Genomic DNA, 24,524 nt, shown 5'->3' on the forward strand with positions numbered 1-24,524 from the left:
ATTGTCAAACTAATTTAAAACAAGATTTATACACATGAAGGGGTGAGAGGGTGTCTGAAAAGTTAGGCAAGACCTTTACAGACAGATTCTCACAATCCTGGGGGCTTTACTACCCCCTTTTCAGACACCCTCTGAGCAAAGCGTTTTTGGAAGCAGCTTGCATTTACTAATTACCAAGTTTTTATATAATAAAACAACTCAGAAAGTATGATAAACATCCTCTAAAATTTTAATATTTTTACAAACATCATGATTTTTTTCAACATATTTTAATGCTGCTATAGATTTTGATTTTAAGTGTTGCTCGTCTTGCAATATTGAGATTATAATATCAAGTAACAACTCGGTTAATACATTAGACATTGCTAATCTTAGATCGGGAGAAGTTCGATCGATGAGTGGGAGTCCATCGCCATTATCGACTAGTGGCATATCTATTATCCACCCCCGATCTGGATGATTAATTTCTGGCAGTGCTAAAATATTAGTTGTAATTACCGGGCACCCATAACTAAAAAACTCAAGCACTGAATAACCATAAGAATCATTGTAAGTGGGTAACAAGCCAATGTGACTGGTTGCCATTAAATTAAAAACTTCTTTCTGGCTAATTTCTGGGAAAACTTTGATTTTGCCTTGACTATCTTCAATTAATTTAAGAGCATGTTCGAGATTTGCCTGGGGAGCGGGAACGGGATAATCATTGGTAGTTAGTTGCGAAACGATCGTCAACTCAGCATCCAAGCCTAGCTCGATTATCCTAGAAAATGCTTTGACACATTCATAGCCACCTTTTCTAAAAAAATCTCTACCCACAAACAGAAATTTTAAAGTTCCATCAAAGTTTTTACTAATTAAATCTAATTCGGTAGTATTTGGATTTTGGGGTGGATGAAGTAATTCTAGCTTTGGTAAAATGTCGTCCCGGTATGGACTACTCTCCACTAGCTGTGTTTGATAATCCATTACCCAAGAACTCAGGCAGAATATTTTTTTACACTGAGAACGAGATAAATGTTCTAATCTTAACGGTTCACAGCAAGGTAATTCTAATGTCGTAACCCAAGGTTTTTTTGAAAAACTTGTAGCATTCCAAAAATGATAACCAGCACAATTATTTAGATCGAAATCTTTATGAAGATTAATCCATTTGCTATTAGGTTTACCTTTCAGTCTCAAATAAGCAGCAGATAATAAAACGTAAAGATCTATAATTCGCTTGACTTCATAATCTGGAAATGGCAGAGCAATATTTCTTTTCTCATTATAAGTCAAATATTTGCTACCAATGATTTTTTTTTTGCTCATGAAAATTCGCGCGCTTAATTTGAATATCAATCGCCACATAAATAGCATGTCAAACCTTAGCTATTTGAGATCGAAACGATCGAGCTATAATTATTATTAATTATCTACGTTGAATTATAGCATCATGGCTTCATAAACTTCTAACAATGAATTTATTGTTTTTATCCAGTTAAAAGATATAGCTCTATCTAAACCAAATTGAGAATATCTAAAGCGCAGATCGTTGCTACGATCGAGTTTGACTATATATTCACAAAGAGTATCTTTATCTGTGGGTGAAACCAAAAAACCAGCTTCGCCAACGACCTCGGGCAAAGATGAAGTATTAGAACTTATAACTGGACAGCCGCACTGCATTGCTTCTAGCACTGGCAATCCAAATCCTTCATAAAGAGAAGGAAAAATAAAACCAAGCGCGCCACTATAGATTGCTGCTAAGTCACGATCCTCTATAAATCCTGCAAAGTGAATGTATTTTAAATCTGTATCTGTTAAGTGGTTCTCCTTAATCATCGATGTGACTGCCGCTTGATTGCCGCCACAGATTACTAAGTGTAAATCTTGCTTTTTTTCTTGCAAAATAACTTGTTTAAAGCAAGATATTAAATGCTCCATGTTTTTGTGAGGAGCTAAGGAATGAAGTGAGAGAAAATAATCTCCTTCAGGAAGTTGATATTTTTGCTTTGTTACTTGAATGACAGATTTATCTGAAACTGGATAAAAAAGTTCGGAAGATGCCGCTAAATAAATTGTAGCAACTCGTTCGGGATTTAGCTTTTTTCGGTTTAGTAGATCGTTCCGCGTCGCATCTGATATTGTTGTTACCCAATCATTAGGTTGAATAGTATCGATTAGTCTTTGTGTGATCCCTCGTTGCCCTGGGCCAAAATATTTTTCATCTAAAAGTAACGGAGTTAGATCGTAAACTGTTTGTAAGTGACGGTTGGGAAGTGCCTTTCTAACTTGCTTGGGAATACGCGGATAGGAGGAATGAAATATATCGGCTTGGGCTAAGATGTTGACATCGATCGGTTTTCTAGTTATATTAAGTAATCTAGAAATATTAGGTAAAGTTAACTGCTTGGTTTTTTCGACAAGACTATTATTGTTATTTTGCTTATTTAATTGATTAACATCTCTGGCAAAAGAGCTAACGGGATGTATCGCAGAACGAAGATTTGGATGGGTATTAAGCAGCCGTTCTGTTTGCAGAGATGCTTCGATCGAACCAGTAGCAGAAAAGCTGATGTTGTTGCCTAGATTTTGATGCAATAAGTCAGCTAATGTCCATGCGGTACGAGCAATACCCGTTCTTGTTTTCGGATTATCGCCAACTGAAGAAATATCGAAAATTACTTTCATGAATTAGCTTTTATTTTGTCAATAATTGACGAATACTTCCAAATGTATACCTAGTCCAATAAGCACCAGGATTTTTGCAAGAAAGTAACAAAATTTTTAGAGCATTGATAATTCGGAGCTTTCTACTATTCTGTTGATGAATGCTTGCCAAATCTTCGTACCAGACTAATCGCGATAACCATAGTTTAGCTAGTCGTTCGAGATCCTGATAAACAGGATCTGCAAGAATACTATTTGCAATCTTTTGTCCTTCTTGCTCGATCTTCCCTGGGGAAGTTTTTTGTTCTTGATGACATCTAAAATTAACCAACGTCTGGTTGCTGTAATTTACTTTTGGATAATGGTGAATATACCTGACTACTCGATCGAAATCAAATTGCAGGTGCAACTCTTCATTTAAGGCACCAATTTGTTTCAAATACTTAGTCTTAAACCAGAACCCTGGCTGGTGATAGACTGTATCTCTATTTTGTGGCTTCTCCGTTGTGTTAAACCTAGTCAATAAACCTTTAGAAGTTATATTTTGGGGAAATACTTTTACCTCTCGGCCAGACTCATCGAAATTATTGACGACACCAACAAAAGCATCACTATCTTGCATTCCTCGGGCGATCGCGAATAAAGCTCCGGGCATTAAAATATCGTCAGAATTAATCCAGTTAAAAATATCACCCGTTGCTTTTTCCAATCCTTTATTGATAGCATGAGTTTGACCCCGATCTGGTTCGCTTACCCAATAAGTTAACCACGGCTCGTACTTTTTGATTATTTCCAGAGAGTTATCGGTACTTCCGCCATCGATGATAATGTACTCTAAGTTGGGATAACCTTGCAGCAACACCGATCTAATCGTTTCTTCTAAATAATGTCCGTAGTTATAATTAGGCGTAAGTACGGTAATTTTAGGATATTTCAGATCGAGCGATGAATCATTAGTATCTATGAAATGTTCGATAGACCAAGGCCAGCCTATTTTAGTGCTTGAAGGTAGTGTTAGATCTTTCGTCATAGGTGCATCTATACTTTAGATGAATTTATTATAAGGAGAAAACGATCTAACCTTAGACAAGTTAATTTTCCTGTCTGACTTGGCTCGTTTTTTTGACCGAATAGCAGCCAGGAATGTCTTACCAATAGCAGCCACCCTCAACAACGTGATGATTATTGGGTACTTCTGAAGGCAATGGCTTAACCCAATGTTGATTATACAATTCCTTGATTACGGGATGATCGTCCCAACGTTGACCTTTAATTCCGAATAATATTTGTGTAGAGCCTCCAAGATGAACTGCTTTTTTGCCAATACTTTTAATGTGAGTAGCTAGCGGCAAGCCATAAGCTCCGGCACCTATAATTGCAACATCAAATTCTATATTATTAATTTTTTCACACATCCAACCGAGTGCGTCAAACCAACTCTTGAATTCAGTATTATTACCAGCAATAGATTGAATTGACTTTAATGTTTTTAATTCAAATTCTGGTAAAACTCGCTCGTCTTTAAATAAAAGTTTTCGCTGTTTGTATTGCTGTTGAATACTTTGCTCGAATGGATGAATTACTAAGACTACTTTACCTGCTAACGCCTCAGACCAAGGATTGATGTGATAATAAGGCTCTAAATCGACTAGCCTCACAATTGAAGCATTTTTTAATAATGCTGCAACCTCTACTTCTTGAGGTATCCAAGAACCTAAGATATCAATATTTTCAATATCTTTCAACATTTTAATGCTAAAGGCTTCCAGCGATGTATCTGTAACGGGGAAGAAACCCGATAAATCGCTCATATCTGCCTTCGTCCTTTCATCCCACCAGAATGCTTCTGAATTACCTAGTATATAATTTATGGACTTATCAAGTGGGAATTTGGATTTTCTGTGCTTACCAAAATATCGAACGGTTGCATTAAACTCTGTAGAACCAAAGCGACAAATCATACATGGTTTATCGGCTAAGATTCTACTCTGAATCTTATCGCTTGCATCTTGCCCAGAATAATCGATAGGTAGCCCACCAGCCTTATTTGGTGCGAGTATTCGTTCGACTTTACTATAAGCGCGTCTAGCAGTCTCTAGTAAATACAGGGGGCTTGTATCCATTGTTAGAATTTTAACTTTGTATATAAAAACCTAAAAGTGTTGCAAAAATTGGCATCAAAGCTGCTAAAGTCTTATATTGATATTAGAGCGAACAGACTAATCTCGACTGACTGATGGCAGCCACACGGAGACCGGAAATCGCTAGGCTACGGATTGGCTATATTATGTTCGTACCAGCTTATGAATAATTGAATATCTGGTTGAGCGATTAATGGCTGTGCTGCTCTCAAGTTTTCCTCGGATAAATTCCACCACTCGATCGACTGTAATTTTTTAATTAGATCTTCTGTAAATCTATATCTGATCGCCTTTGCTGGCACTCCACCTACTATTGCGTAATCGGGCACATCCTTTACAACTACCGATCCTGCGCCGACAATTGCTCCGTTGCCAATTTTTACGCCATCCCTAATAAAAACTCTCGAACCGATCCAAACATCGTTACCTATTATTATTTCTTTGCGCTCTTCAAATAAGTTGTTGTCTGTAAATGAAACACCACATTGTTGAAGGCTAGAAAAAAACACAGGATGCGTACTGACAAAATCAGTAGGATGCTCTCCATTGCCACAAAGTAAGTGAGATCCAATCGAGCAAAATTTTCCTACTTTAACGAGATTCAAATTAGATTGTCCGGCAATATACGTAAATCTACCGATCGTACAATCTATGATATTAGATTCTGAATATACCGAAGTATAAGATTCTAAGCAAGAATTAAAAATATTACATCTGTCTCCGATTGAGACATTATTTTCTATTTTAGAATTATAGATCGAAGATTTTCCTATTTTTAGATCTCGATCGAGATGAGATTTTTTTAATCTCGATCCAAAAGAAAAAGAAATCGCAGAATTTTTATATTTCGCAGATTGATATAAGAACCATAAACAATCTTCGGCAAGCTTAACACGCATAATTCAAACTTAGTTTCAGTACAAACAGTTAAACAGTACAACTATCTTCAAGTAAGTACTCGAACTAAAGAATATATTGAATAGATTTCTGCTCATTTCAATTAAAGTTACGATCGATCGCTAAGAAGATACTGGGATTAAGTGTTTGAATGGTCGCAGTCGAGCTTTAATTCGATTTTTGATTTTAGAGATCAGGCGATCTTGTTGACGCATGTGATGGCCTCCAAAGAAGTTATTAAAGGTATGAATGTCGGCTTCACAGTTACGAATAGTTAATTTGGGATGTTCGATATCCCAAATATCATAAGTAGGCATATTAGACCAGGGACTTTCGCCAAATGTATGCGTTGCGTCTACACCAAAGCCTAGATTAGAGATCAGATTTCGAGCTGGTTCGATCGACAGTCTACTTTGAGAAAGGCAGGTATAGAGCCACTGATAATCCCATGTATCGATTTTACCTGCATAAACATTATCGAATATTTCAATCCAACTCTTCTGTTCATAAATATCATGAAATGCTGATTGCAGCAAATTACTTTGTTTGCATTCAGGCCAAGTTTTCATATCGACATCATATTCTTGCCATGCTCGTCGCCAGCTCGCCCAGCCCCAAATATGAGCGTATTTAGAGAAATAATAGCTGTATGATGTTTTCGTCTGCTCTTGTTGACAAGTAGTACCACTAATCATTGAGATCCGATCGTCGTGGCGATATTTTTCTAGTAAAGTTTGGCAAAACTGAAAAAATGATGGAGCTGGCAGACAGTCATCTTCAAGAATGATGGCTTCTTCGACTTGTGAAAATACCCAGTTGATGCCACTAGAGACTCGGCGTTTACAACCTAGATTAATACTAGAATAGTTAGTTAAAACCTCACAATCCCAATCTACTAAGTCGATTATTGCGCGAGTTTCCGTACACTTTTCGGCTTCACCAGATCGATCGCTCCTCGGCCCATCGGCAATTACAAGTAACTTTTGTGGCTTGGCTTGCCGGATTGCCTCAAAAACCTTTTTAGTTGGATCGGGACGATTAAAGATGATGAAAGCAACTGGGGTTGACAGAGACATAAACGATCGGGAGATAGTTTGGGAAATAGTGGTCAGGAAGCAGTAAAATACGATCGCGAGTACCTTTAATATCTGCTCAACGAAGCCATAATTGGAACGATTGAGAGCAGAAAGATGAACTTTGTACTCAATCAAACATTGGATTTAAAGACAGTTAATTCTCCACAATTAGAAATATTAAATGGTTTGCAAGTAGCAACCGTATTTAAGACAATATCGGAAGCTTTACTACCATGAATCTCGATCGCAATGTTATCAACAAAAGGCAGCCAGGATTCATAATTCTTGGCAAAGACAACAGCCTCAGCACCCTCAATATCCATTTTGAGAATTGAAATTTTATCTGAACCCGATTCTTTTAATAAAGTTCCAACATCTGTTGCCTGCATTTCCGGGACTTCACCTGCATTACATTCTCTGACTTGGACTGCCCAGGCATTCCACTCTAGACCTGGAGTTTCCAAAATCTTCAAACCAGTTTGGTGAGACCAGACCCCAGAGTTGATTAATTTAACACGTTCTTTATATGGGGCAAGATTTTTTTCTAAGATCTTAAAGTTAGAGGAATCTGGCTCGATACAAATAACTCTAGACTTAGGAAAACGAGTTAGAAGATATGCAGACGAGTAACCAACGTTAGCTCCACAATCGATTATCAACTCCACATCAGACAAATCATCCAGGCAAGAATACTCTCGTTCGAGAAAAATCTGTCCAAAAACAGATAAGTCACTAGTATTAGGGCGACAAATCAATGGGAAATTACTATTTTTAGAAATTAAAGTGTAATTGCTATCGCTATTCAACAATGAATGACGCAGCATTTGTACTGCATAAACACATGCATGAATTAAACCAAGGTTACTCACCAGACTAACTATACATCTTTTTAAAGTCAAGATTTTATTTGTATATTTAAACATATTTAATTGTAATAAAGATCGAGTAAGTGCTAGAGTTGTATTTCTAATCTTTAAAATCGGTTAGACTGGGTTCACCCATATCTAATCAATAACTTAAATCTAGAAAGACTGTAATAAATTACTGCTAATAGGTAGGAGACCCTCAATAACATAGATTTTTCAACATTTCTATTGCCATTTGCAAGCCAAGGGAGTGAAGTATTCATTTGACGCTTATAGCATATAAATTCTTGCTTCAGTAGAGCGAGATTAAGCCCTATCCTCGATTCTCTTGAAAGAGCTTGTTCGGATGACAATGCCACTGCCTTCAGATAGTCGTTATAAAGCCTTAAAGTTCTCTGCTGCTCTGTTTTCCCCCAGCTATCCCAGTGGCACTCATTATTTACAACATGTACGAACCAATTCTTATTTATAAATAGAGATTCATAGTTCAGCAGTAAGTCTGCAAAATAGATGACAGGGAAAAAGCTATTTTCAATATGCTTATCCCATATCTTAAAGTTTACAAGTTTGGGATTAAAAAAAAGCCCAGTTAGAATAAATCCATTTTCTAAATATCGAAGTGAATTTAAAGTTCCAGCGGAGATCCTTGTATCTTCGGAAAATGGATTGCAGACAATACAGTGAAGAGTTCCATCTTCTAAGTACGAATATCTCGGTACAAAAAAAGAGCCGACTGTACGCTGCTCTTCGTCTAAACTATCTATGGTTTCAATTATTTCTTTAAGGCTGTCTTGCTGGAGCATATCATCATCAGTCAGCACCGTACAAAAATCAGCAACCGATTCTGCTACCATATCTCTGATATTCAGACTCATTCCTTTATTTTTATCGTTTTGCCTGACGCTGACAAATTGAGAAAAAGGAGCAATAGCTTCGATCGTCTCAGCAATATCGATATTGGGACTGCGATCGTCTACGGCGGTGATTTTAACTCGATAGGCTAAATCTAGGCGATCGATTTGTGAGGCAACGGATTCGATCGCTCGCACGAATGATTGCGGTCGTTTGTAAGAGGGAATGAGAAATTCTAGAGTTTTCGGAGATTGAATCATTGCTATAGTCTATAAATTATGTAATTTAAAATATACCATTGTTATCTTGCTACCAAACTCATTACTTTTCTATTAACTCTTTTTCCAAAATTCCATAAATATATAAAACCTAACTTCTCAAACAAAAAAAGAGTTAAAGTACGTCTCACGCGAGTGAATAACGGTAGCAATGATTTTTTTGGCGGAATTTGAGAATCTATCAATTCTACGATAACTTTTTCAACAACTTCAGGAGAACATAAATCCGCAGTTAGTTGCTGCCCAGCTAAGCCTATCTCTGTTCGATAATCTGGATTTTTCAGCAAGCCGATTACTGCTTCAGCAAAATCCTTTGGTTCGTCGGCTATTAACAGATGCTTACCAGAGATAGCATTTAAGCCTTGAGCACCTACATTAGTAGTCACAACAGGCAAGCCAATTGACATTGCTTCATTTACTTTACCTTTCATTCCGCCACCATATCTTAATGGAGCGATCGATACAGCAGCTCTTTTTAAGTAAGGATTTGTATCGGGAACGAAGCCAATAACATCCACTCCAGAGACTTCTCCAAGTTTGAGCACTTCTTCAGTTGGATTGCTACCGATTATGCTGAGTACTGCATCTGGTACCATATCTATAATTAAAGACCAGATCTCTTTGACAAACCATTGAATACCATCAACATTAGGACTCCAATTATAACCACCAATGAAAATCACTTCTTTTGATGAAGGATTTATAGATTGTTGTTTAAGTTTTATAATATTTGGAATGACGATAATTTTAAAATTTTTATTTTCAGCATATAGTATTCTCCGATCTTGGTGAGAAACGGCGATAACTACATCAGATTTTTTATATATTTTTAATTCTCTTTGCTTAGTTTTTTCAGCTTGCTCGCTCTCAATCAATCCCAGCTTTGCCTCAATTTGTTCGCGAGCAAAGCTTACATCGACTGAATCGATAATAACTTTGGCATGAGGCTGGTACAATCTACATAGATCGATAAATGCCTCTGCTATAATGTAAAATTCAAAGAAGATAGCGTCATAATATGCTTGGCTGAATACTGTGTTAATAACAGCAATGTCACTTAAAACTTTTACTTGGAGTCTAGAAACATCTTCGACATAACGCACATTTTCAGGACTGGATGAAGGTGCGGACGCTAGCCACAGATCGACAGAGCAGTGTTTTGCAAGTAACTCTAAGAGCGCAAAAAAGCGACGATCTCCAGAATTACAGTCAGGTTTAGGAATTGAAGGAGCTATAACAAGAATTTTTATTTCTATTTTTTGCGACTGATTTCCCAACATTTATTAAATTTATTGTTACACTATTAAATTAAATTCAAAATTTGATTTTCAGAAGAATTACTTCAATCTAAATAAATTTAAATTAGCTATTTAACGCAATCTTATATCCATTAATTGTTTCTCTTACTGTCTTATCCCAACTAAACTTTTTAGCCTGTTCTAAAGACTTTTGAGACATGGAATCTCTAATAGAAGAATGATTTTCAATATTTAAGAGTGCATGGCACAATCCATCAGTATCTGTAGGATCTAGTAAAATACCTGCATCGCCTACAACTTCAGGTAATGAAGAACTATTTGAAGTAATTACTGGCGTACCGCATTGCATAGCTTCAAGAGGTGGAAGCCCAAAACCTTCATAAAATGATAAATATACGAAAGCGGTAGCATTACTATATAATGTTGCCAGATCCATATTGTCTACATATCCAGTTATAATGACCCGATTTTTAAGCTGAGGATTACTTGAAATTTCTGTGAAGATTTTATCGTACTTCCAGCCTTTAGTGCCTACTAGTACAAGGTTTAGATTTGATTTTTTTTCTTGTTCGATCAGATTAAAGAAACATTTAATTACACTATCAATATTTTTTCTAGGTTCAAAAGTGCTCAAGCTGAGAATATAAGGAGCATCAGGGATTCCATATTTGGCTCTGACATCAATGTTTTTTTGCCTATTGTTGCATGAATAGAATAAATTAGAAGCTGCTAAATGTGTTACAAATACTTTTTGAGGATCGATAACCTTTGAATAGTTACAGAGATCGTTTTTTGTCGATTCTGAGATACAAAATACCCAAGAGTCATAATTTAATTTTGACAAGACTTTAAGTACAGTTTGATTTCCACCTTGAGCAGGAAAAAAATTAGGATAAAGTACTGGAATGAGATCGTAAATAGTTACAAATTTCTTGATGTGACCACTTTGATTAATCTCCTCTGGTATCGGGTCAAAAGGTGAGTGAAAGATATCCAGCTTTTGAATAAGATCGGGGTCGATTGGTTTGAAAGATTTTTTAAGGTAACGATTCGCCCAGATCAGAAACTTTCGCTTGACTTTATACGAATTTTTTTTTGCTCCCGATGATTCTTCTACTTGTCGGTTAATTTCCAAAATTGCCTGATGTAAGTTGAGCCTTCTCTGCCACGATCGATCGGTCGTACCTATCAGGGGAACTTCTGCTAATTCTGAGTTAGATTTTAAGTAATCAAAGGCATCAAAAAGTCGATCGTACGATTCACTAGCAACGCAGAATAGTTCGCATTCGTTTGATTTCTTTAAACCTATAGCTAAAGTTTCGGCAACTCTAAAAATACCAGCTCTAGCCACCAAGTTTCGATGACCTACACTCAAGTAAGATATATCATATAAAACTTTCATACTTTAAATTATTAGATAATTATTGAGGATTTACAAATAGTAAATCAAAATCACTAGCATTAATTTCATCGGCGCATTGCTGGCAATGAGCATCCATTGCAGCAATTTTACTAGTAATATCAGCGTAATTATTGATTGCTTTACCTACAAAAGTTTTTGCCTCTCTAGGTTTCCAGTTAAATGGGATGATATGTTCAGTGATTAATTCATTTAGGGGTAAATAAGATCGATCGGTAGTAGATGGACACCATGATTCTACAGTATGACCTCTTTTGACTAGTCCTTTAACATGATAAAAAAGAGATCTTTTGCCTCCACCACTTGGTAGATTATGCCAAACTGCAATTCTCATGAATAGTTAAGGTTATAATATGAGTAGTTTTAAGCAAACTTAATATTATTAACTTAACAGATTGCTATTGAATTGAGCTGTTAACTCATACTTCTAAATGTATTTTGGAAGTTTAATTTGCAGTCGTTCGGTTAGAAGATAGTTACTGGAGAGCAAAATAAATCAGTAATCAATAGATCGAAGTGAATCAGCCATCAATATTTAACTATGCATCGCATTCTTATAAGTACTAATTGTTCGATTGGTACAATTTTGCCAACTAAATTTCTTAGCTTGTTCGATCGACTTAAATGACATTTCCTCTCTTAAAACGCTACTAAGGTATATATTCAACATACTCTGGCACAAACCATCTGTATCAGTTGGTGAAACCATAATTCCTGCCTTCTCAACAACTTCTGGTAATGAAGACGTGTTTGAAGTAATTACCGGAACCCCGCATTGCATTGCTTCTAAGGGTGGTAGCCCAAATCCTTCATAGAAAGACGGATAAACAAATGCCATTGCACCACTATATAAACCTGCTAAATCTAAGTCGTCAACATAACCTGTAACAATAATCCGATCCTTCAAGTTTGAAAATTTAGATAATTCTTTGAAAAGAGCATCGTGCTTCCAACCTTTATTTCCAACTAGAACGAGACAAAGATCTTGAATATTTTCTTGTTCTACTAATTTAGCGAAACAACGAATTGTTTGATCGATATTTTTCCTCGGTTCTAGAGTGCTGAGACTGAGTATATACGGTGCATCAGGTATCTTGTATTTTTGCTTTACTGACAATATTTGCCGACGATCGTGACATGGATAAAATAACTCTGATGCTGCCAGATGTGTCACAACCACTCGCTCTGGATCGAGTTTATCGAGATAATTACATAAATCATTTTTAGTTGCTTGAGATATACACGTCACCCAGCTATCCGCTCTTAAGCTGTCCAGCGCGCTTTTTACTAATTCAGCTTCATTATATTGAAAAAACTGTGGATATAAAAGTGGAATTAAATCGTAAACAGTTAATATTGTCTTAAGATTATTAAATGACCGAATTTGTTCTGGGATAGCATGAAATGGGCTATGAAACACATCAATATCAGCTAATTTTTTTTCATGTACTAATTTTTTTTCGTCTATCAATATCTTAGAGCTACGATTGATTGAATTACTGAAGAAAAATAAAGATCTACGAATCACTCTCGCACTAAAGCTGATTTTTTGCTTTTGATTTATTCGGTGCATTAATGAATTTACTTTATTCATTGAATCTTGTTGCCAGCGAGGGGTTAAAAATGGTTTGCTAGCTAAACAAGGCCGCTCATTCAAATAATCTACAGTTGCATTTGCATATTCTAGAGAAAAAGTCGAGCATAGGCTAAGTTCGACTTCTTGTGCCTTTTCAAGGCCATTTGCCAGATTTTCGACAACTCTAAAAATTCCAGTTTTATAACGAGCATTAGACTGACCTATTCCTAATACTGAGATGTCATACAAAATTTTCATTTTCCTTCAAAATTAGCTTAGTTACTCAATTCTATAATGGCTATTAAACCAGTGTTTATTCGTTTGAACAAGTAATCTTGGCTGTCGAATAAGCGATCTAACTTTCTTGCATCAATTATTAGATCGACTAAGATAGAAGTTAACTTTATTAGTATTCTATTTAAAAAAAACAGCCGAGTATTTAATTTGTATGTATTTCTCATTATTCTCGATGCAGGCTGAGTAATGTTAGGTTCAATAGTTGCTTTAAATAAAGAAGTTAGTGGAACTAAAAGTTCCTGCTGAATCTCAATATTTATAGGCTCAATCGTTTGACATAATGTTCTCAAAGAACTTTCTGTATAATATCTTAAATGCGAAGCATCTTGATACTGAGCAAATATCAAACCAAACTGACTGATTATTTCATCTTTTTGTGGAACAGCAATAATTAAACGTTTGGATGTAACTCTGGCTAATTCTTTAATCGCCTGAATGTCATCTACGTGTTCCAAAACATCAAAACAATATGTGCAATCAAATGCCTTATCTAAAAAAGGAAGGTTGGTCAAATCACATTGAAGATAAGTTCCCGATCGTCCTTGTTGTCTGGCTACTTGGAGAAATTCATCATACTTGTCAACACCTGTTACTTCTAATCCCTTTTGGGATAGAAATTCTACAAATGCCCCTCCGCCACAACCTGCATCTAAAATCTTATTGCCTACAATGTAATTCTCAAGATGGCCAACTCTTTCTACATGTAAATCGCCACTAACAGAAGACCAATTAAATTTTTTTGCATTTTCAAGCGAGTAAAGTTCTTGCATAACTATGTTTTTTTAATAAGCTGATTAACGTTCCATTCTAACTTAGGTCTTACAACTCCTGGCAATTTTTCATGCATTGGGCCGTACCCTTCGATATCCTCAACGATCACACTCAAACAGTATGGCGTTGTAACAAGAGATTTATTATATGGCGGAAGATCGGCTCCAAAATAGATTGAGTATTTGCCAGCATTTAATATGTATCCAGGGAAATTACATTGACTAATATATTCATCTGGATCTCTAGTTTCTTTTGGCCAAGCCATTGGGTCATTAGACCCACAAATTGGAGTTCCATCTAAATTCTGCATGAAAAAGCCAATTCTTAATCCATTTATCGGTTTTAATACTTCATACTTAACAGATATTGAAAAGCCTTTACGACAGTCAATTGTCGAGGCATAGTTACCTTGCTCATTCGAAATGTATGCTTCTATAAAACGAATTTCTGGAGATTGAGGTGCATCATCTTTGTGCCACACAATACGTGCATCCGCACCAGTATCATCAGCCAAGTACTGAGCTGCGGCTGTTTCTATGTCTGCTTCTAACAAAAGTTGTCCATGATGCATCAACAATGCTCTGCTACATAATGCTCGCATTGCTGCCATATTATGACTTACGAATACGATCGTTCGCCCCTCCTTGCCTACATCCTCCATCTTCCCCAAACATTTTTTCTGAAACTGGGTATCTCCCACTGCTAATACCTCATCCACAATCAGGATTTCAGGTTCTAGGTGAGCAGCAACAGCAAAGGCAAGACGAACATACATTCCTGATGAATATCGCTTCACTGGGGTATCCAAAAATTTCTCTACTTCAGCAAAAGCTACTATCTCATCAAACTTCTGTTGAATCTCTGTCTTGCCCATGCCCAGAATAGCACCGTTGAGGTAAATATTTTCCCTACCAGTCAACTCTGGATGAAAGCCAGTCCCCACTTCTAGTAAACTTGCCACCCGCCCCTTAATGCCAATTCTACCCGCCGTCGGCTCCACAATGCGACTGAGCACTTTCAATAGCGTCGATTTACCTGCGCCATTGCGTCCGATAATGCCAACCCGATCTCCTTGCTTAATTTCAAATGATACATCCTTCAATGCCCAAAATTCTTCAAATTCTTCTGAGTTTTCGGGTGACTTTTTTCTTCCAAAGCCCTTTAGGAAATTTCTAGAGCCATTAGCGATCGAGTCACGTAACGTCGTGTATTTTTCCTGTCTTTGATGGCCTATTATATATTTTTTACTTAGATTTTCGACTCGAACCACAGTATCAGTCATAAGTTTTTTATCTAATTATTACCAAGTAATTATAATTATTGTTGAAAAATATTTTAAATCATCATTTTCACTACATCTAGCATCTAATAACGTACTTGCCATCCAAACTTATTTTTTGTCTTACTAGGATCTCTCAACCATCCAGCTAACCCTATTAGGTGAAATATGCTCTGGTCGATCTTAACGTGAGATTGCCAGTCCAGCCCGACAGAGGCAAATGCCTTTACCATAACAGAAACAGCAGCAGAAAGATTGTTCTGCTGCTGTCTTTATTGAATGCGTATTGCTACTAAATGAGGTTAAAAATCTACTGAATTTTGATTGAGATTTTATTTAGCTTTTTTTGCTAAATATTTGCGACGGAGCATAAACGCGCCACCAGCAAATAACAACATTCCAGGAATTTCACTAGGTTCGGGAACCGCAGTGGCCAAATTAACATTGTCGATAACGACACCATAAGGCCCAGTATTTCCAGAACTAATAACTAGCTCACCACTAGCAGCAGTGTTAAATACATAGTTGAAAGTACTAAAACTATCTCCACCATTCACACTACCAATCTGTGTTCCACCGAAAAAGATATTAGCAATGGGAACAAAAGTACCACCATCTAGATTCTTTGCGAAATCAAAAGATAAAGTGCTACCAGCATTTAAATTAAAGATGCTGGAAGTGAGTGTACCACTAGCAATACCATTCAAGTCTACATAGTTACCGTTGCCTGGATAGAAGTCGGCAAAACCGGGGCCAATTACCTCAACGTTACCACTATCGACAGTAAAAAAACTGCCTACAGAACTTGAGGCAGACTTAAACCCTGTAGAAACAGTATCAAAATTCTCATTAATTAAGCTAACCGCACCAACAGGGGATGCGAATTGAGCTAGGGCAGCTACGCCCAAAGTTGAAACAAGCACAGAACGTAATTTCATGTCACTTTTAATGATGAAGGATAATCGGGCTAATTAGAGCATTCGCACACACACAGGATACTAGAAGGTGACAATATTGTCAAGTGAGTTTACTACAACTTCACCGACTATTAGACCTGAAAGCACTATTTAATCAAAGTCAAGAAGACTTGGCGATCGATACTACAGTTGCACCAGATGGCTCCGCTCGAATAATTCGAGATTACAACCATATTTTCAAGCACCAGAGCTAGGCAAATTCCCCAATTAGATATTTAGCGAACACCTCGATCTGAAGATCGACTAAATCTAATATGCCCGAAATTGCGATCGAATCGATCGCGCTATCAAATTTTGGTACTGGAAATAAAATATCAGTTGTTGGACTTAGCTATACTACATTATTTAAAATTTTCTAAAGCGTGAAAAAACTGTCCGATCGCTCAGCGATCGAGTCACGTAATGTTGTGTATTTTTCCTGTTTTTGATGACCTATGCTATATTTTTTACTTAAATTTTCGACTCGAACCACAGTGTCAGTCATAAGTTTTTATTTAATTGTTGCCAAGTAATTATAACTAGTAATAAAAAATACTTTAAACCATCATTTTGACTACATCTGGCATCTGGTGACGGGCTTGCCATCCTAATTTATTTTTTGCCTTACTTGGATCGCCCAATCCTCCTGCCAAATCTGTTGGGCGAAATAGGGTCCGATCGATCTCAACATGCGATCTCCAGTCTAACCCCACAGCGGCAAACGCTTTTGCTACAAAGTCTTCTAACGTATGACTTTGTCCAGTCGAAATCACAAAATCATCTGGCTGATCCTGCTGCAACATCAAATACATCGCTTCAACATATTCTGGTGCCCAGCCCCAATCTCTCTTCACTGCTAGATTTCCTAACTTCAGCGGCTCCATGTCGCCACCAGCAATCCGCCGTGCGGCGGCAATAATTTTTTGGGTTACAAACCGCGTCGGACGTAAGGGCGACTCGTGATTGAATAAAATTCCCGAACAGGCAAACAACCCATACGCTTCGCGATAGTTGGCTACTTCCCAGAATGCTGCCGCCTTGGCAACTGCATAGGGACTGCGCGGACGAAAAGGGGAAGTTTCATCTGCTGGGGTATCACCTGTATCCCCAAAACATTCACCCGAACTCGCATTATAGAACTTAATCGGTGACGACATGAACCGAATCGCTTCTAATAAATTAAGGGTGCCAGTGGCAATGCTTTCCAACGTCTCGACAGGCTGATCGAATGACAATGCGACCGAACTTTGTCCAGCAAGATTATAGATCTCATCAGGCTTAACTTTTGTCAACACCTGTAAAACACTCCGAAAGTCTGTGAGCGACATCGATGTAAACTGCACTCGATCGCGAATTCCTAACCTGGCTAAATTATGGAATGAGGAGATCTGCGCATCGCGCGATGTCCCACAAACTTTATAGCCTTTAGCTAAAAGCAGTTGTGCCAAGTAAGCCCCATCTTGTCCTGAGACTCCACAAATTAATGCTTGTTTCATATCTGTCACCCTAACTAGTCAATTTTTATCGATCGAAAGCGCGATCGGACTTAAATCACATCGGCAAATGTCCGCTCCATTTTACGAAAATGAGCAATTCCAGTGACCAAGATGAAGATTACTAATAATACCGATAGCCCAAAACTTTGCCAATCTAGCTTCGACTCATTACCCAAAATCGACCACCGAAACCCATCGATTACACCCACCATCGGATTCAATCCATAGACAAATCGCCACTCAGCAGGGACGATACTACTGCTAAATCCTACTGGCGAAATATATAAACCAAATTGGACGATAAATGGCACGATGTAACGAAAATCTCGATACTTAACCGTGAGCGATGCTAACCACAAGCCAGCGCCGATCGAAGCGGCGGCGGCGAGGGCGATAAATAATGGCAATAGTAAGATCCGCCAAGTAGGAATATAGCTATACCAAGCCATCAGTCCCAGCAAGATAATGCCCGAAATCATAAAATCGACGAAACTCACCACCACAGCACTAATCGGTACGATCAGTCTGGGAAAGTAAACTTTAGAAATCAGATTAGAGTTGGCAATCAAGCTATTGCTGCACTCCGAGAGTGAATTGGCAAAAAATTGCCATGGCAACATTGCCGAAAAGACCAAAATTGGATAAGGCACACCTGCTGACGGAAGTTTTGCTAAATTCCCAAACACGACCGTAAACACGATCATCGTCAGAAATGGGCGAATCAAGGCCCAAGCGATCCCAATCTCTGTCTGCTTGTAGCGGACTAAGATATCGCGCCAAGCTAGAAAATAAAAAAGATCCCGATAACGCCAAATATCTTGCCAATATTGCTTCTCGCTCCTGCCTGCTTCGATAATCAATTCTGGTTTAGCATTCATGGTTTTGCTTTTCTCTGGGGGAATTAGCGATATGCGGTCTTGGGCAACTTACTTAAAATGTCGCTCTTGGTGCCAAGCCCACGCATGTTTGACGATCGTGTTGATGTCAGCGTATTGGGGGTTCCAACCTAAGATTTGACGCGCTCGATCGCTACTACCGATCAAAACAGCGGGATCGCCGCTGCGGCGGGGACATTCTTCGATCGAGATTTCTTTGCCAGTTACTTGTTTTGCGGTATCGATAACTTCTTTAACCGAAAAGCCGTTACCGTTGCCCAGATTAAAAATTTGGCTATCTTGATGTTTGAGTAGATATTCTAGACCCAAAACGTGAGCTTGAGCTAAATCTGTAACGTGAATATAATCGCGAATACAAGTGCCGTCAGGAGTATCGTAATCGGTACCGAAGACGGATATTGCCGCGCGTTTACCCGCAGCCGCTTGTAAGATTAACGGAATTAGATGGGTTTCGGGATTGTGGTCTTCGCCAAATAACCCACCAGGATCGGCTCCAGCCGCATTAAAGTAGCGAAAGATGACCGACTTGAGGCCATATGCGGGATCGTAGTCCTTCAAAACTCGCTCGATGACTAATTTCCCTGCACCATAGGGATTGATTGGGTTTTGGGGGTGATTTTCATCGATCGGAATCTGCTGCGGATTGCCATAAGTAGCACAAGTCGATGAGAAGACAAAATTAGTAACATCATGTTGGCGCATCGCATCGAGTAATGCGAGGGTACCAACTACATTATTTTGATAATATTTGGCCGGATCTGTTACCGATTCGCCGACATAAGCAAATGCAGCAAAGTGCATCACTGCATCTATTTTAGTACTGGTGAAAATCTGGTCCAGTAGGCGACGATCGCTCAGATCGCCTACCACCAATTTAGCCTTTAAGTGAGCCTCGATCGGCTCGCGGTGGCCGTACACCAAGTTATCTAAAATAATAACTTGAAATCCACGCTCTTCTAGAGCTTTAACTGCATGAGCACCTATATACCCAGCCCCTCCTGTTACGAGTATCGTTCGATCGGATGAATCCATAATGTAAGATCGGTAAATTATCTAAATATTTGAGTTGGTCTAAGATCTCATTTTATAGTGCCCTGAATTAGTAAATCGATTGCGATCGCTGACAACTTTATCCCGCCAGATAGCGGAGTTGTAGCGTTCGATCGAACTTTAGAACACCTGGGGACAATTGCCAATTCTCGTCATTGTCTACTTACAACGCGACATTACATCAGTCTCCTTTGATCCAACAGTTGTGTGGTGGCTTTGATGCAATCGGGTGAGTCAGATCCGCCAAAAGACGGTATTAATTTCACTAAATTTTTAGTATATTTATATACATAGTTAAAGCGAATGCTATTTCAAGCTAGCGAATCGTATTGAATGCTCTCACTCCTTGATACTGCTTTACCCGCGCTTCTCGCCTGGTAAACTCGCTGACAGAGGGGTTACCGTTAGGGTGAACGACCCCAGTTACCCGTTGCCACAATTCATCTGGAGCTAGAGATATCTCATAGGTGCGGTCGCCAGTTTTGCATACATAGTACCACTGAGTGCTCTGGCAGCGATCGCACCAAAAAGCTTCAAGCCATTCACCAGTAATAGAAATGGTGGTATGAAATCCGATCAGCGTCTGCGCGGTTAAATGAGCGATCCCACGCGCCTCAAGCTGTTCTGGTCGATCTGCAAATAAATAATACTTTTTGCTCATACTGTCGAGATAACAGCCATGAACTGGGCAGTAGATACTTCGCCGTTTCGATCTGCTGCGATTTTTGATACACTTATCCTGCACTTCGGCCTCCTTTACTGTAATCGGTTGCAGTGAACTGAAGGTTGCGGAGGAGAGACTGAGATCTAAATCGATCGTCGAAGCCCACTCCTGTAAACTACACATACAAGACCAGTTCGGTCGCTGGGATGGTAGTTATGGTTAAAATTTAAAGTGGTCGATCGAGTCCACAGATCGGGACTCTGGTAATACTCGCATAATTACCTGATAGTAAATACGCAAATGGATGCCCATATCGATGAAAATTACCGAGACTGAGTATTTATAAGTGATGTAAAGTTTGAACTGCTTTGCCCAAAATCATATCATACGTGGTACTCTCTCCTCGATCGCATATCTAGGCTGTGTCTTGGAAAATCATAGCAAGATTATACTATAAGTATATCTTCGCCATGAGTACGTATCTAACTTTTGGTGGCTATTTGAGTTCTGACTGTTGTTGTAGCTTCTTCACTAAAGCTTGAGTTAGAGGGCGGTTTGAAAGTCGATCGACTCGTCCAGTATTCACGACTTGCTGTAAAAAGTCAAGAAAATCTAAGCGCACTTTTTGAGTCTTGGGATGATCTGCACCTAGATTTTGCTCTCTAATTGCTAGCGATCGAGTATAGAATTCTTCGGCATTGCCGTCTTGTTGCATTGATTGATATACAAAAGCTAGGTTGTTGAGACTAGTGGCAATTTGAAGACTATCGGCACCTATCTGCTGCTCTCTGATTGCTAACGATTGGGTATAACATGATTCTGCCTCGCTATATCGGCCTGTTTTATAGTACAAGCTTCCTAAATTATTGAGACTCTGTGCGGTGTGGGGATGATTCTCGCCTAACTGACGTTGTCTGATTTCTAAGGCGCGGACATACAACGGTTCGGCAGCAGCGTAATTGCCAGTCTTATCGTATAAAACGGCTAAATTATTTAGGCTCTGAGCCGTGTTGGGATGATTACGACCTAATTGTCGTTCGTAGATTCCCAACGCGCGGGCGTATAATGGTTCGGCTTCGGCGTACCTTTTGATTCGATAGTACAAACTAGCTAAACTGTTCAGTCCCTGAGCGGTATAAGGATGATCCCCACCCAACTGTCGCTCGTAAATTTTGAGCGCGCGAATCAGTTGCGATTGTGCATCGGGAAATTGACCCCTCTCGTAATTGAGATTTGCCAACCGCTCCAGACTTTGAGCTGTATAAGTATGTTCCCCACCTAATTGCTGTTCGCAGATTGCCAGAGCGCGCTCGTACAGAGGTTGTGCATCTTCATATTGTTGGAGCGACTTATAGAGTCCTGCTAAATTATGCAAGCTGGCAACAAGATCTAAGTGGGTGGGATTCAGTTGTTGTTCGCGAATTTTGAGCGCGCGCAAATAAAGAGATTCAGCATCTTCGTACCGAGCTATTACGGAGTAAAAACTAGCTAAGTAATTGAGACTATCTACTATTTCAATGTGGTTGATGCCAAATTTTTGCTCGTAAATCTTGAGCGCGCGAATATAAATAGATTCGGCTTGTTCGTAACGACCCATCTCTAGATACACATTTGCCAGTTCGTGCCAACTTTGGGCGGTATCGAGGTGGTTTGCGCCTAATTGTCGCTCGTAGATTTCATGAGCGCGCAAAAACAGCGGCTCGGCTTCAGCATATCTGCCCATGACCAGATACAAGCCTGCTAAGTGGTTCAAGCTTTGAGCCGTGTCGATATGGTCTGCACCTAATTGACGATCGCAAATCTGGTGAGAACGCAAATATAAGGGTTCGGCTTCGGTATATCGTCCCATGGCCGCATATAACTGAGCTAAGCTGTACAAACTTTGAGCGGTGTGAAGATGATTGCCTCCCAGGCGATCTTCGCGAATCGTCAAAGAGCGACTGTAAAATGGCTCTGCATCCGTATAACGACCCATCGACTCATACAAGAGTCCGAGATTATTTAAGCTTTGGACGGTAAAGGGATGACTCGTGCCTAATTGTTCTTCTCTAATCGACAAAGTTCGAGTATAGAGAGATTCGGCCTCAGTATATTTACCCATTGACTCGTATAAAACTGCTAAATTATTCAGATTTTGAGCAGTATAGAGATGGTCGGTACCAAAGTGCTGTTCTGAAATACTAAGTGAGTGAGTATAAAGGGCTTCTACTTCTGTATGTTGACCGATCGACTCATACAATGTTGCGAGTTGACTGGGATTGCTGGTAGTCCGATCGGCTGGCAACGATGGTAACTGAGTAGTAGAATTTTGAGCCTCGTTCATACAAACACTTAGATTTTTGACCTCAATCTCACTATATTCGATCGAAATTCGATCGTCTAGTCACTACAAGTAAAAATACTGAGCAAATTTTCGGATCGATGCCAATCTCTGGAAGATTATACTGAGATTAGAGGATATCGATGTTTAAATTTAACAATGAGATCGGTAGCTTCGTCTGAATTAGTTGACATGAATTGATATATATTTTCACAATACAAAAAGAAATATATAACCTATTTCGATCTTCAGTCATGGTGTAATTCTTTTAGGGCTGGATTGACTTGTCGAACTACGTTTTCGGTTAATATCGACAGGTAATAAAGTCGGATTCTTTTTAACTTTGGGATTAGGAGTGTTTTCCTGCACGGAGATAGTGCCAGGGAGTGCTTGCAAAACTTGGATTTTTTCCTGATAGATAATTTTATTATCTTTACGCACCACTAAGCGATTTGCCGCGATCGTGTAATTAGTGTCGCCATTATCTGCGGAGAACTGCGTGCGATCGTAGTAGCGCAGTCTGAGCGTAATACCCTGAGATCCATCTCGAGAGAGACCGACATAGTGAGTGGGATTTTTCGGGCCACAAATGTACATTAAAAAACTTTTTGATGTGGCTCGATAAAGAATTTTAGTTCGCTCGGGACAAACTAAATTATCATCGCCACTAGATTCTACCGGAATCTTGACAGCAGCAGTTCGATCGATTGCGGGTTTCTTTACTTTTGTTGCCACGGGAGCCGCACCGACGACACTAAAATTCCGAAATTTTGCAGTTGTATCTACATCTCCACTCAATGGAATTTGGAGTAGAGCTACTTGATTCAAATTAGTGGGGATTTTAGTAAAGACGAAACTCGCCTTGAAGGGAATATTTTCAATTAGCTCGGTTTTGATCTCATTATTTTCACCAATACGGTTTGCTAGTCTGATACTGCTTGGGTAGTATTCATTACCTTCAAAATCGACTAGCCTAATGTTGTCTCCGCTGAGATTGACCGTGCGATCGCTATTTTTACTGGTTAAGATCGCCTTACAAACTAGATTCTCAAGTGTGCGGCTGCAATTTTGAATGACTATTTTAACTCGATCGTCTTCATAGATAGCAGGGTTGTTTATGCTAGATCCTGTCGGTACTTGAGCGAGCAATTGATGTGGATAACACCAGAGGATCGATAAGCCACACCAACTAATTCTGACGAGCCATTTTGCAATCATACTAGTAGCAATAGATACACAATAATTTTTACCGCAATTAGATCGCGCTTGTCTGTGACCGTATTGACAGCACTACGATCGTTTTATATTCTGACTAAAAATAGCATATAATCGTTACATTCGAGCGATTTTTTAGCTCCAATCTCGCTCGATAGCTACCAGACATTTACTTTAATATTTTATTAGGAGCGCGCAGTATCGATTTGTTCGACAAATCGCTCGACATCTTCAATAATCCGGGTAAGTTCGGCTTCACTACTGAGGCGGATACGATCGTCGCGTAAGGTAATGGATACTTTGGCAACAAAGACATTTGCCCAAATATTGGGATTGCAGAATATTTCGAGGAAAACATCTCCCGCATACTGATATTCGATCGGTTGATGGGGTTTGGGCTTGGCTCTTTCGCCGCTGGGTGTTTCTGCTGTTTTGGCTTTGAGAATGCGGACGATCTCATTAAGCTTTGCTTGTAATTCCTGAGCCGCCGTAAGCGTAAACCCACAGGATGCAGAACCACTAGCTAAGTTGAATACCAGTTGTGATGTCATAGTTTCGATCGGGCG

General features: G+C 38.9%; 23 protein-coding genes. 1 reads left to right on the plus strand and 22 read right to left on the minus strand.

Annotated features, from left to right (window positions below; translation table 11 throughout):
- Positions 1-198: 198 nt before the first annotated feature.
- The 15 genes from CHA6605_RS22560 to CHA6605_RS22630 all read right to left on the minus strand — a co-directional run bounded on the left by CHA6605_RS22560 (position 199) and on the right by CHA6605_RS22630 (position 16,299).
- Positions 199-1,308, minus strand: coding sequence for a glycosyltransferase family 4 protein (locus CHA6605_RS22560; RefSeq protein ID WP_015161690.1), 1,110 nt, complete (start codon positions 1,306-1,308; stop codon positions 199-201).
- 114 nt (positions 1,309-1,422) lie between these two features.
- Entirely contained in the window at positions 1,423-2,670 is a 1,248-nt protein-coding gene (locus CHA6605_RS22565) for a glycosyltransferase family 4 protein (protein ID WP_015161691.1), read from the minus strand.
- A gap of 10 nt (positions 2,671-2,680) precedes the next feature.
- On the minus strand, positions 2,681-3,679 hold the full coding sequence (locus CHA6605_RS31975; RefSeq protein ID WP_015161692.1) for a glycosyltransferase family 2 protein: 999 nt from the start codon (positions 3,677-3,679) through the stop codon (positions 2,681-2,683).
- Between the two features lie 118 nt (positions 3,680-3,797).
- Complete coding sequence (locus tag CHA6605_RS22575; RefSeq protein WP_015161693.1) at positions 3,798-4,772, minus strand: hypothetical protein; 975 nt, start codon at positions 4,770-4,772, stop codon at positions 3,798-3,800.
- 146 nt (positions 4,773-4,918) lie between these two features.
- Complete coding sequence (locus tag CHA6605_RS22580) at positions 4,919-5,689, minus strand: xenobiotic acyltransferase family protein (RefSeq protein WP_015161694.1); 771 nt, start codon at positions 5,687-5,689, stop codon at positions 4,919-4,921.
- Between the two features lie 120 nt (positions 5,690-5,809).
- Positions 5,810-6,763: a hypothetical protein gene (locus CHA6605_RS22585; protein WP_015161695.1), complete on the minus strand. Its 954-nt coding sequence runs from the start codon at positions 6,761-6,763 to the stop codon at positions 5,810-5,812.
- Positions 6,764-6,894: 131 nt separating this feature from the next.
- Positions 6,895-7,686 carry an FkbM family methyltransferase gene (locus CHA6605_RS22590; RefSeq protein WP_015161696.1) on the minus strand — a complete coding sequence of 264 codons (792 nt, stop codon included), beginning with the start codon at positions 7,684-7,686 and terminating at the stop codon, positions 6,895-6,897.
- 71 nt (positions 7,687-7,757) lie between these two features.
- Positions 7,758-8,741 (minus strand): glycosyltransferase, encoded by a 984-nt coding sequence (locus CHA6605_RS22595; protein ID WP_015161697.1) that lies wholly within the window; start codon positions 8,739-8,741, stop codon positions 7,758-7,760.
- A gap of 41 nt (positions 8,742-8,782) precedes the next feature.
- On the minus strand, positions 8,783-10,039 hold the full coding sequence (locus tag CHA6605_RS31980; protein WP_015161698.1) for a glycosyltransferase: 1,257 nt from the start codon (positions 10,037-10,039) through the stop codon (positions 8,783-8,785).
- An 82-nt stretch (positions 10,040-10,121) separates the two neighbouring features.
- The gene (locus CHA6605_RS22605; RefSeq protein ID WP_015161699.1) at positions 10,122-11,420 is read right to left on the minus strand and encodes a glycosyltransferase family 4 protein; all 1,299 of its coding nucleotides are present in this window, start codon (positions 11,418-11,420) and stop codon (positions 10,122-10,124) included.
- Positions 11,421-11,439: 19 nt separating this feature from the next.
- Positions 11,440-11,772 (minus strand): hypothetical protein, encoded by a 333-nt coding sequence (locus tag CHA6605_RS22610; protein ID WP_015161700.1) that lies wholly within the window; start codon positions 11,770-11,772, stop codon positions 11,440-11,442.
- A gap of 201 nt (positions 11,773-11,973) precedes the next feature.
- The gene (locus CHA6605_RS22615; RefSeq protein WP_015161701.1) at positions 11,974-13,272 is read right to left on the minus strand and encodes a glycosyltransferase family 4 protein; all 1,299 of its coding nucleotides are present in this window, start codon (positions 13,270-13,272) and stop codon (positions 11,974-11,976) included.
- Positions 13,273-13,289: 17 nt separating this feature from the next.
- Positions 13,290-14,081, minus strand: a complete 792-nt coding sequence (locus tag CHA6605_RS31985; RefSeq protein WP_015161702.1) for a class I SAM-dependent methyltransferase — start codon at positions 14,079-14,081, stop codon at positions 13,290-13,292.
- Positions 14,082-14,083: 2 nt separating this feature from the next.
- A complete protein-coding gene (locus tag CHA6605_RS22625) occupies positions 14,084-15,364 on the minus strand; it encodes an ABC transporter ATP-binding protein (protein WP_015161703.1) in 1,281 nt (426 codons plus the stop codon).
- A gap of 329 nt (positions 15,365-15,693) precedes the next feature.
- A complete protein-coding gene (locus CHA6605_RS22630; RefSeq protein ID WP_015161704.1) occupies positions 15,694-16,299 on the minus strand; it encodes a PEP-CTERM sorting domain-containing protein in 606 nt (201 codons plus the stop codon).
- Positions 16,300-16,382: 83 nt separating this feature from the next.
- On the opposite strand from CHA6605_RS22630, the gene CHA6605_RS34460 reads away from it, so the two are divergent.
- Positions 16,383-16,532, plus strand: a complete 150-nt coding sequence (locus CHA6605_RS34460) for a hypothetical protein (RefSeq protein ID WP_157260076.1) — start codon at positions 16,383-16,385, stop codon at positions 16,530-16,532.
- A 342-nt stretch (positions 16,533-16,874) separates the two neighbouring features.
- Here the strand turns inward: CHA6605_RS34460 and CHA6605_RS22635 are convergent, their stop codons facing one another.
- The 7 genes from CHA6605_RS22635 to CHA6605_RS22665 form a co-directional block, all read right to left on the minus strand.
- Positions 16,875-17,813: a GDP-mannose 4,6-dehydratase gene (locus tag CHA6605_RS22635; protein ID WP_015161705.1), complete on the minus strand. Its 939-nt coding sequence runs from the start codon at positions 17,811-17,813 to the stop codon at positions 16,875-16,877.
- Between the two features lie 50 nt (positions 17,814-17,863).
- Positions 17,864-18,691, minus strand: coding sequence for an ABC transporter permease (locus CHA6605_RS22640; protein WP_015161706.1), 828 nt, complete (start codon positions 18,689-18,691; stop codon positions 17,864-17,866).
- Positions 18,692-18,739: 48 nt separating this feature from the next.
- On the minus strand, positions 18,740-19,741 hold the full coding sequence (gene galE / locus CHA6605_RS22645; protein WP_015161707.1) for a UDP-glucose 4-epimerase GalE: 1,002 nt from the start codon (positions 19,739-19,741) through the stop codon (positions 18,740-18,742).
- Between the two features lie 334 nt (positions 19,742-20,075).
- On the minus strand, positions 20,076-20,606 hold the full coding sequence (locus CHA6605_RS22650; RefSeq protein WP_015161708.1) for a hypothetical protein: 531 nt from the start codon (positions 20,604-20,606) through the stop codon (positions 20,076-20,078).
- 313 nt (positions 20,607-20,919) lie between these two features.
- Positions 20,920-22,746 (minus strand): tetratricopeptide repeat protein, encoded by a 1,827-nt coding sequence (locus CHA6605_RS22655; protein ID WP_015161709.1) that lies wholly within the window; start codon positions 22,744-22,746, stop codon positions 20,920-20,922.
- A 249-nt stretch (positions 22,747-22,995) separates the two neighbouring features.
- Positions 22,996-23,961, minus strand: a complete 966-nt coding sequence (locus CHA6605_RS22660) for a hypothetical protein (RefSeq protein WP_015161710.1) — start codon at positions 23,959-23,961, stop codon at positions 22,996-22,998.
- A gap of 182 nt (positions 23,962-24,143) precedes the next feature.
- Entirely contained in the window at positions 24,144-24,509 is a 366-nt protein-coding gene (locus CHA6605_RS22665) for a hypothetical protein (RefSeq protein ID WP_015161711.1), read from the minus strand.
- Between the last annotated feature and the right edge of the window lie 15 nt (positions 24,510-24,524).

The sequence above is a fragment of the Chamaesiphon minutus PCC 6605 genome, from assembly GCF_000317145.1.
Classification (GTDB): domain Bacteria; phylum Cyanobacteriota; class Cyanobacteriia; order Cyanobacteriales; family Chamaesiphonaceae; genus Chamaesiphon; species Chamaesiphon minutus.

What these genes read in the sequence shown, in the direction of transcription:
- CHA6605_RS31985 (WP_015161702.1), bottom strand. Translation starts at nt 14,081, where the DNA reads ATGCAAGAACTTTACTCGCTTGAAAATGCAAAAAAATTTAATTGGTCT.
- CHA6605_RS22660 (WP_015161710.1), bottom strand. Translation starts at nt 23,961, where the DNA reads ATGATTGCAAAATGGCTCGTCAGAATTAGTTGGTGTGGCTTATCGATC.
- CHA6605_RS22630 (WP_015161704.1), bottom strand. Translation starts at nt 16,299, where the DNA reads ATGAAATTACGTTCTGTGCTTGTTTCAACTTTGGGCGTAGCTGCCCTA.
- CHA6605_RS22580 (WP_015161694.1), bottom strand. Translation starts at nt 5,689, where the DNA reads ATGCGTGTTAAGCTTGCCGAAGATTGTTTATGGTTCTTATATCAATCT.
- galE (WP_015161707.1), bottom strand. Translation starts at nt 19,741, where the DNA reads ATGGATTCATCCGATCGAACGATACTCGTAACAGGAGGGGCTGGGTAT.
- CHA6605_RS22605 (WP_015161699.1), bottom strand. Translation starts at nt 11,420, where the DNA reads ATGAAAGTTTTATATGATATATCTTACTTGAGTGTAGGTCATCGAAAC.
- CHA6605_RS22595 (WP_015161697.1), bottom strand. Translation starts at nt 8,741, where the DNA reads ATGATTCAATCTCCGAAAACTCTAGAATTTCTCATTCCCTCTTACAAA.
- CHA6605_RS22560 (WP_015161690.1), bottom strand. Translation starts at nt 1,308, where the DNA reads ATGAGCAAAAAAAAAATCATTGGTAGCAAATATTTGACTTATAATGAG.
- CHA6605_RS22640 (WP_015161706.1), bottom strand. Translation starts at nt 18,691, where the DNA reads ATGAATGCTAAACCAGAATTGATTATCGAAGCAGGCAGGAGCGAGAAG.
- CHA6605_RS22585 (WP_015161695.1), bottom strand. Translation starts at nt 6,763, where the DNA reads ATGTCTCTGTCAACCCCAGTTGCTTTCATCATCTTTAATCGTCCCGAT.
- CHA6605_RS22625 (WP_015161703.1), bottom strand. Translation starts at nt 15,364, where the DNA reads ATGACTGATACTGTGGTTCGAGTCGAAAATCTAAGTAAAAAATATATA.
- CHA6605_RS22665 (WP_015161711.1), bottom strand. Translation starts at nt 24,509, where the DNA reads ATGACATCACAACTGGTATTCAACTTAGCTAGTGGTTCTGCATCCTGT.
- CHA6605_RS22615 (WP_015161701.1), bottom strand. Translation starts at nt 13,272, where the DNA reads ATGAAAATTTTGTATGACATCTCAGTATTAGGAATAGGTCAGTCTAAT.
- CHA6605_RS22575 (WP_015161693.1), bottom strand. Translation starts at nt 4,772, where the DNA reads ATGGATACAAGCCCCCTGTATTTACTAGAGACTGCTAGACGCGCTTAT.
- CHA6605_RS22635 (WP_015161705.1), bottom strand. Translation starts at nt 17,813, where the DNA reads ATGAAACAAGCATTAATTTGTGGAGTCTCAGGACAAGATGGGGCTTAC.
- CHA6605_RS31980 (WP_015161698.1), bottom strand. Translation starts at nt 10,039, where the DNA reads ATGTTGGGAAATCAGTCGCAAAAAATAGAAATAAAAATTCTTGTTATA.
- CHA6605_RS22650 (WP_015161708.1), bottom strand. Translation starts at nt 20,606, where the DNA reads ATGTGTAGTTTACAGGAGTGGGCTTCGACGATCGATTTAGATCTCAGT.
- CHA6605_RS22565 (WP_015161691.1), bottom strand. Translation starts at nt 2,670, where the DNA reads ATGAAAGTAATTTTCGATATTTCTTCAGTTGGCGATAATCCGAAAACA.
- CHA6605_RS31975 (WP_015161692.1), bottom strand. Translation starts at nt 3,679, where the DNA reads ATGACGAAAGATCTAACACTACCTTCAAGCACTAAAATAGGCTGGCCT.
- CHA6605_RS22655 (WP_015161709.1), bottom strand. Translation starts at nt 22,746, where the DNA reads ATGAACGAGGCTCAAAATTCTACTACTCAGTTACCATCGTTGCCAGCC.
- CHA6605_RS22590 (WP_015161696.1), bottom strand. Translation starts at nt 7,686, where the DNA reads ATGTTTAAATATACAAATAAAATCTTGACTTTAAAAAGATGTATAGTT.
- CHA6605_RS22610 (WP_015161700.1), bottom strand. Translation starts at nt 11,772, where the DNA reads ATGAGAATTGCAGTTTGGCATAATCTACCAAGTGGTGGAGGCAAAAGA.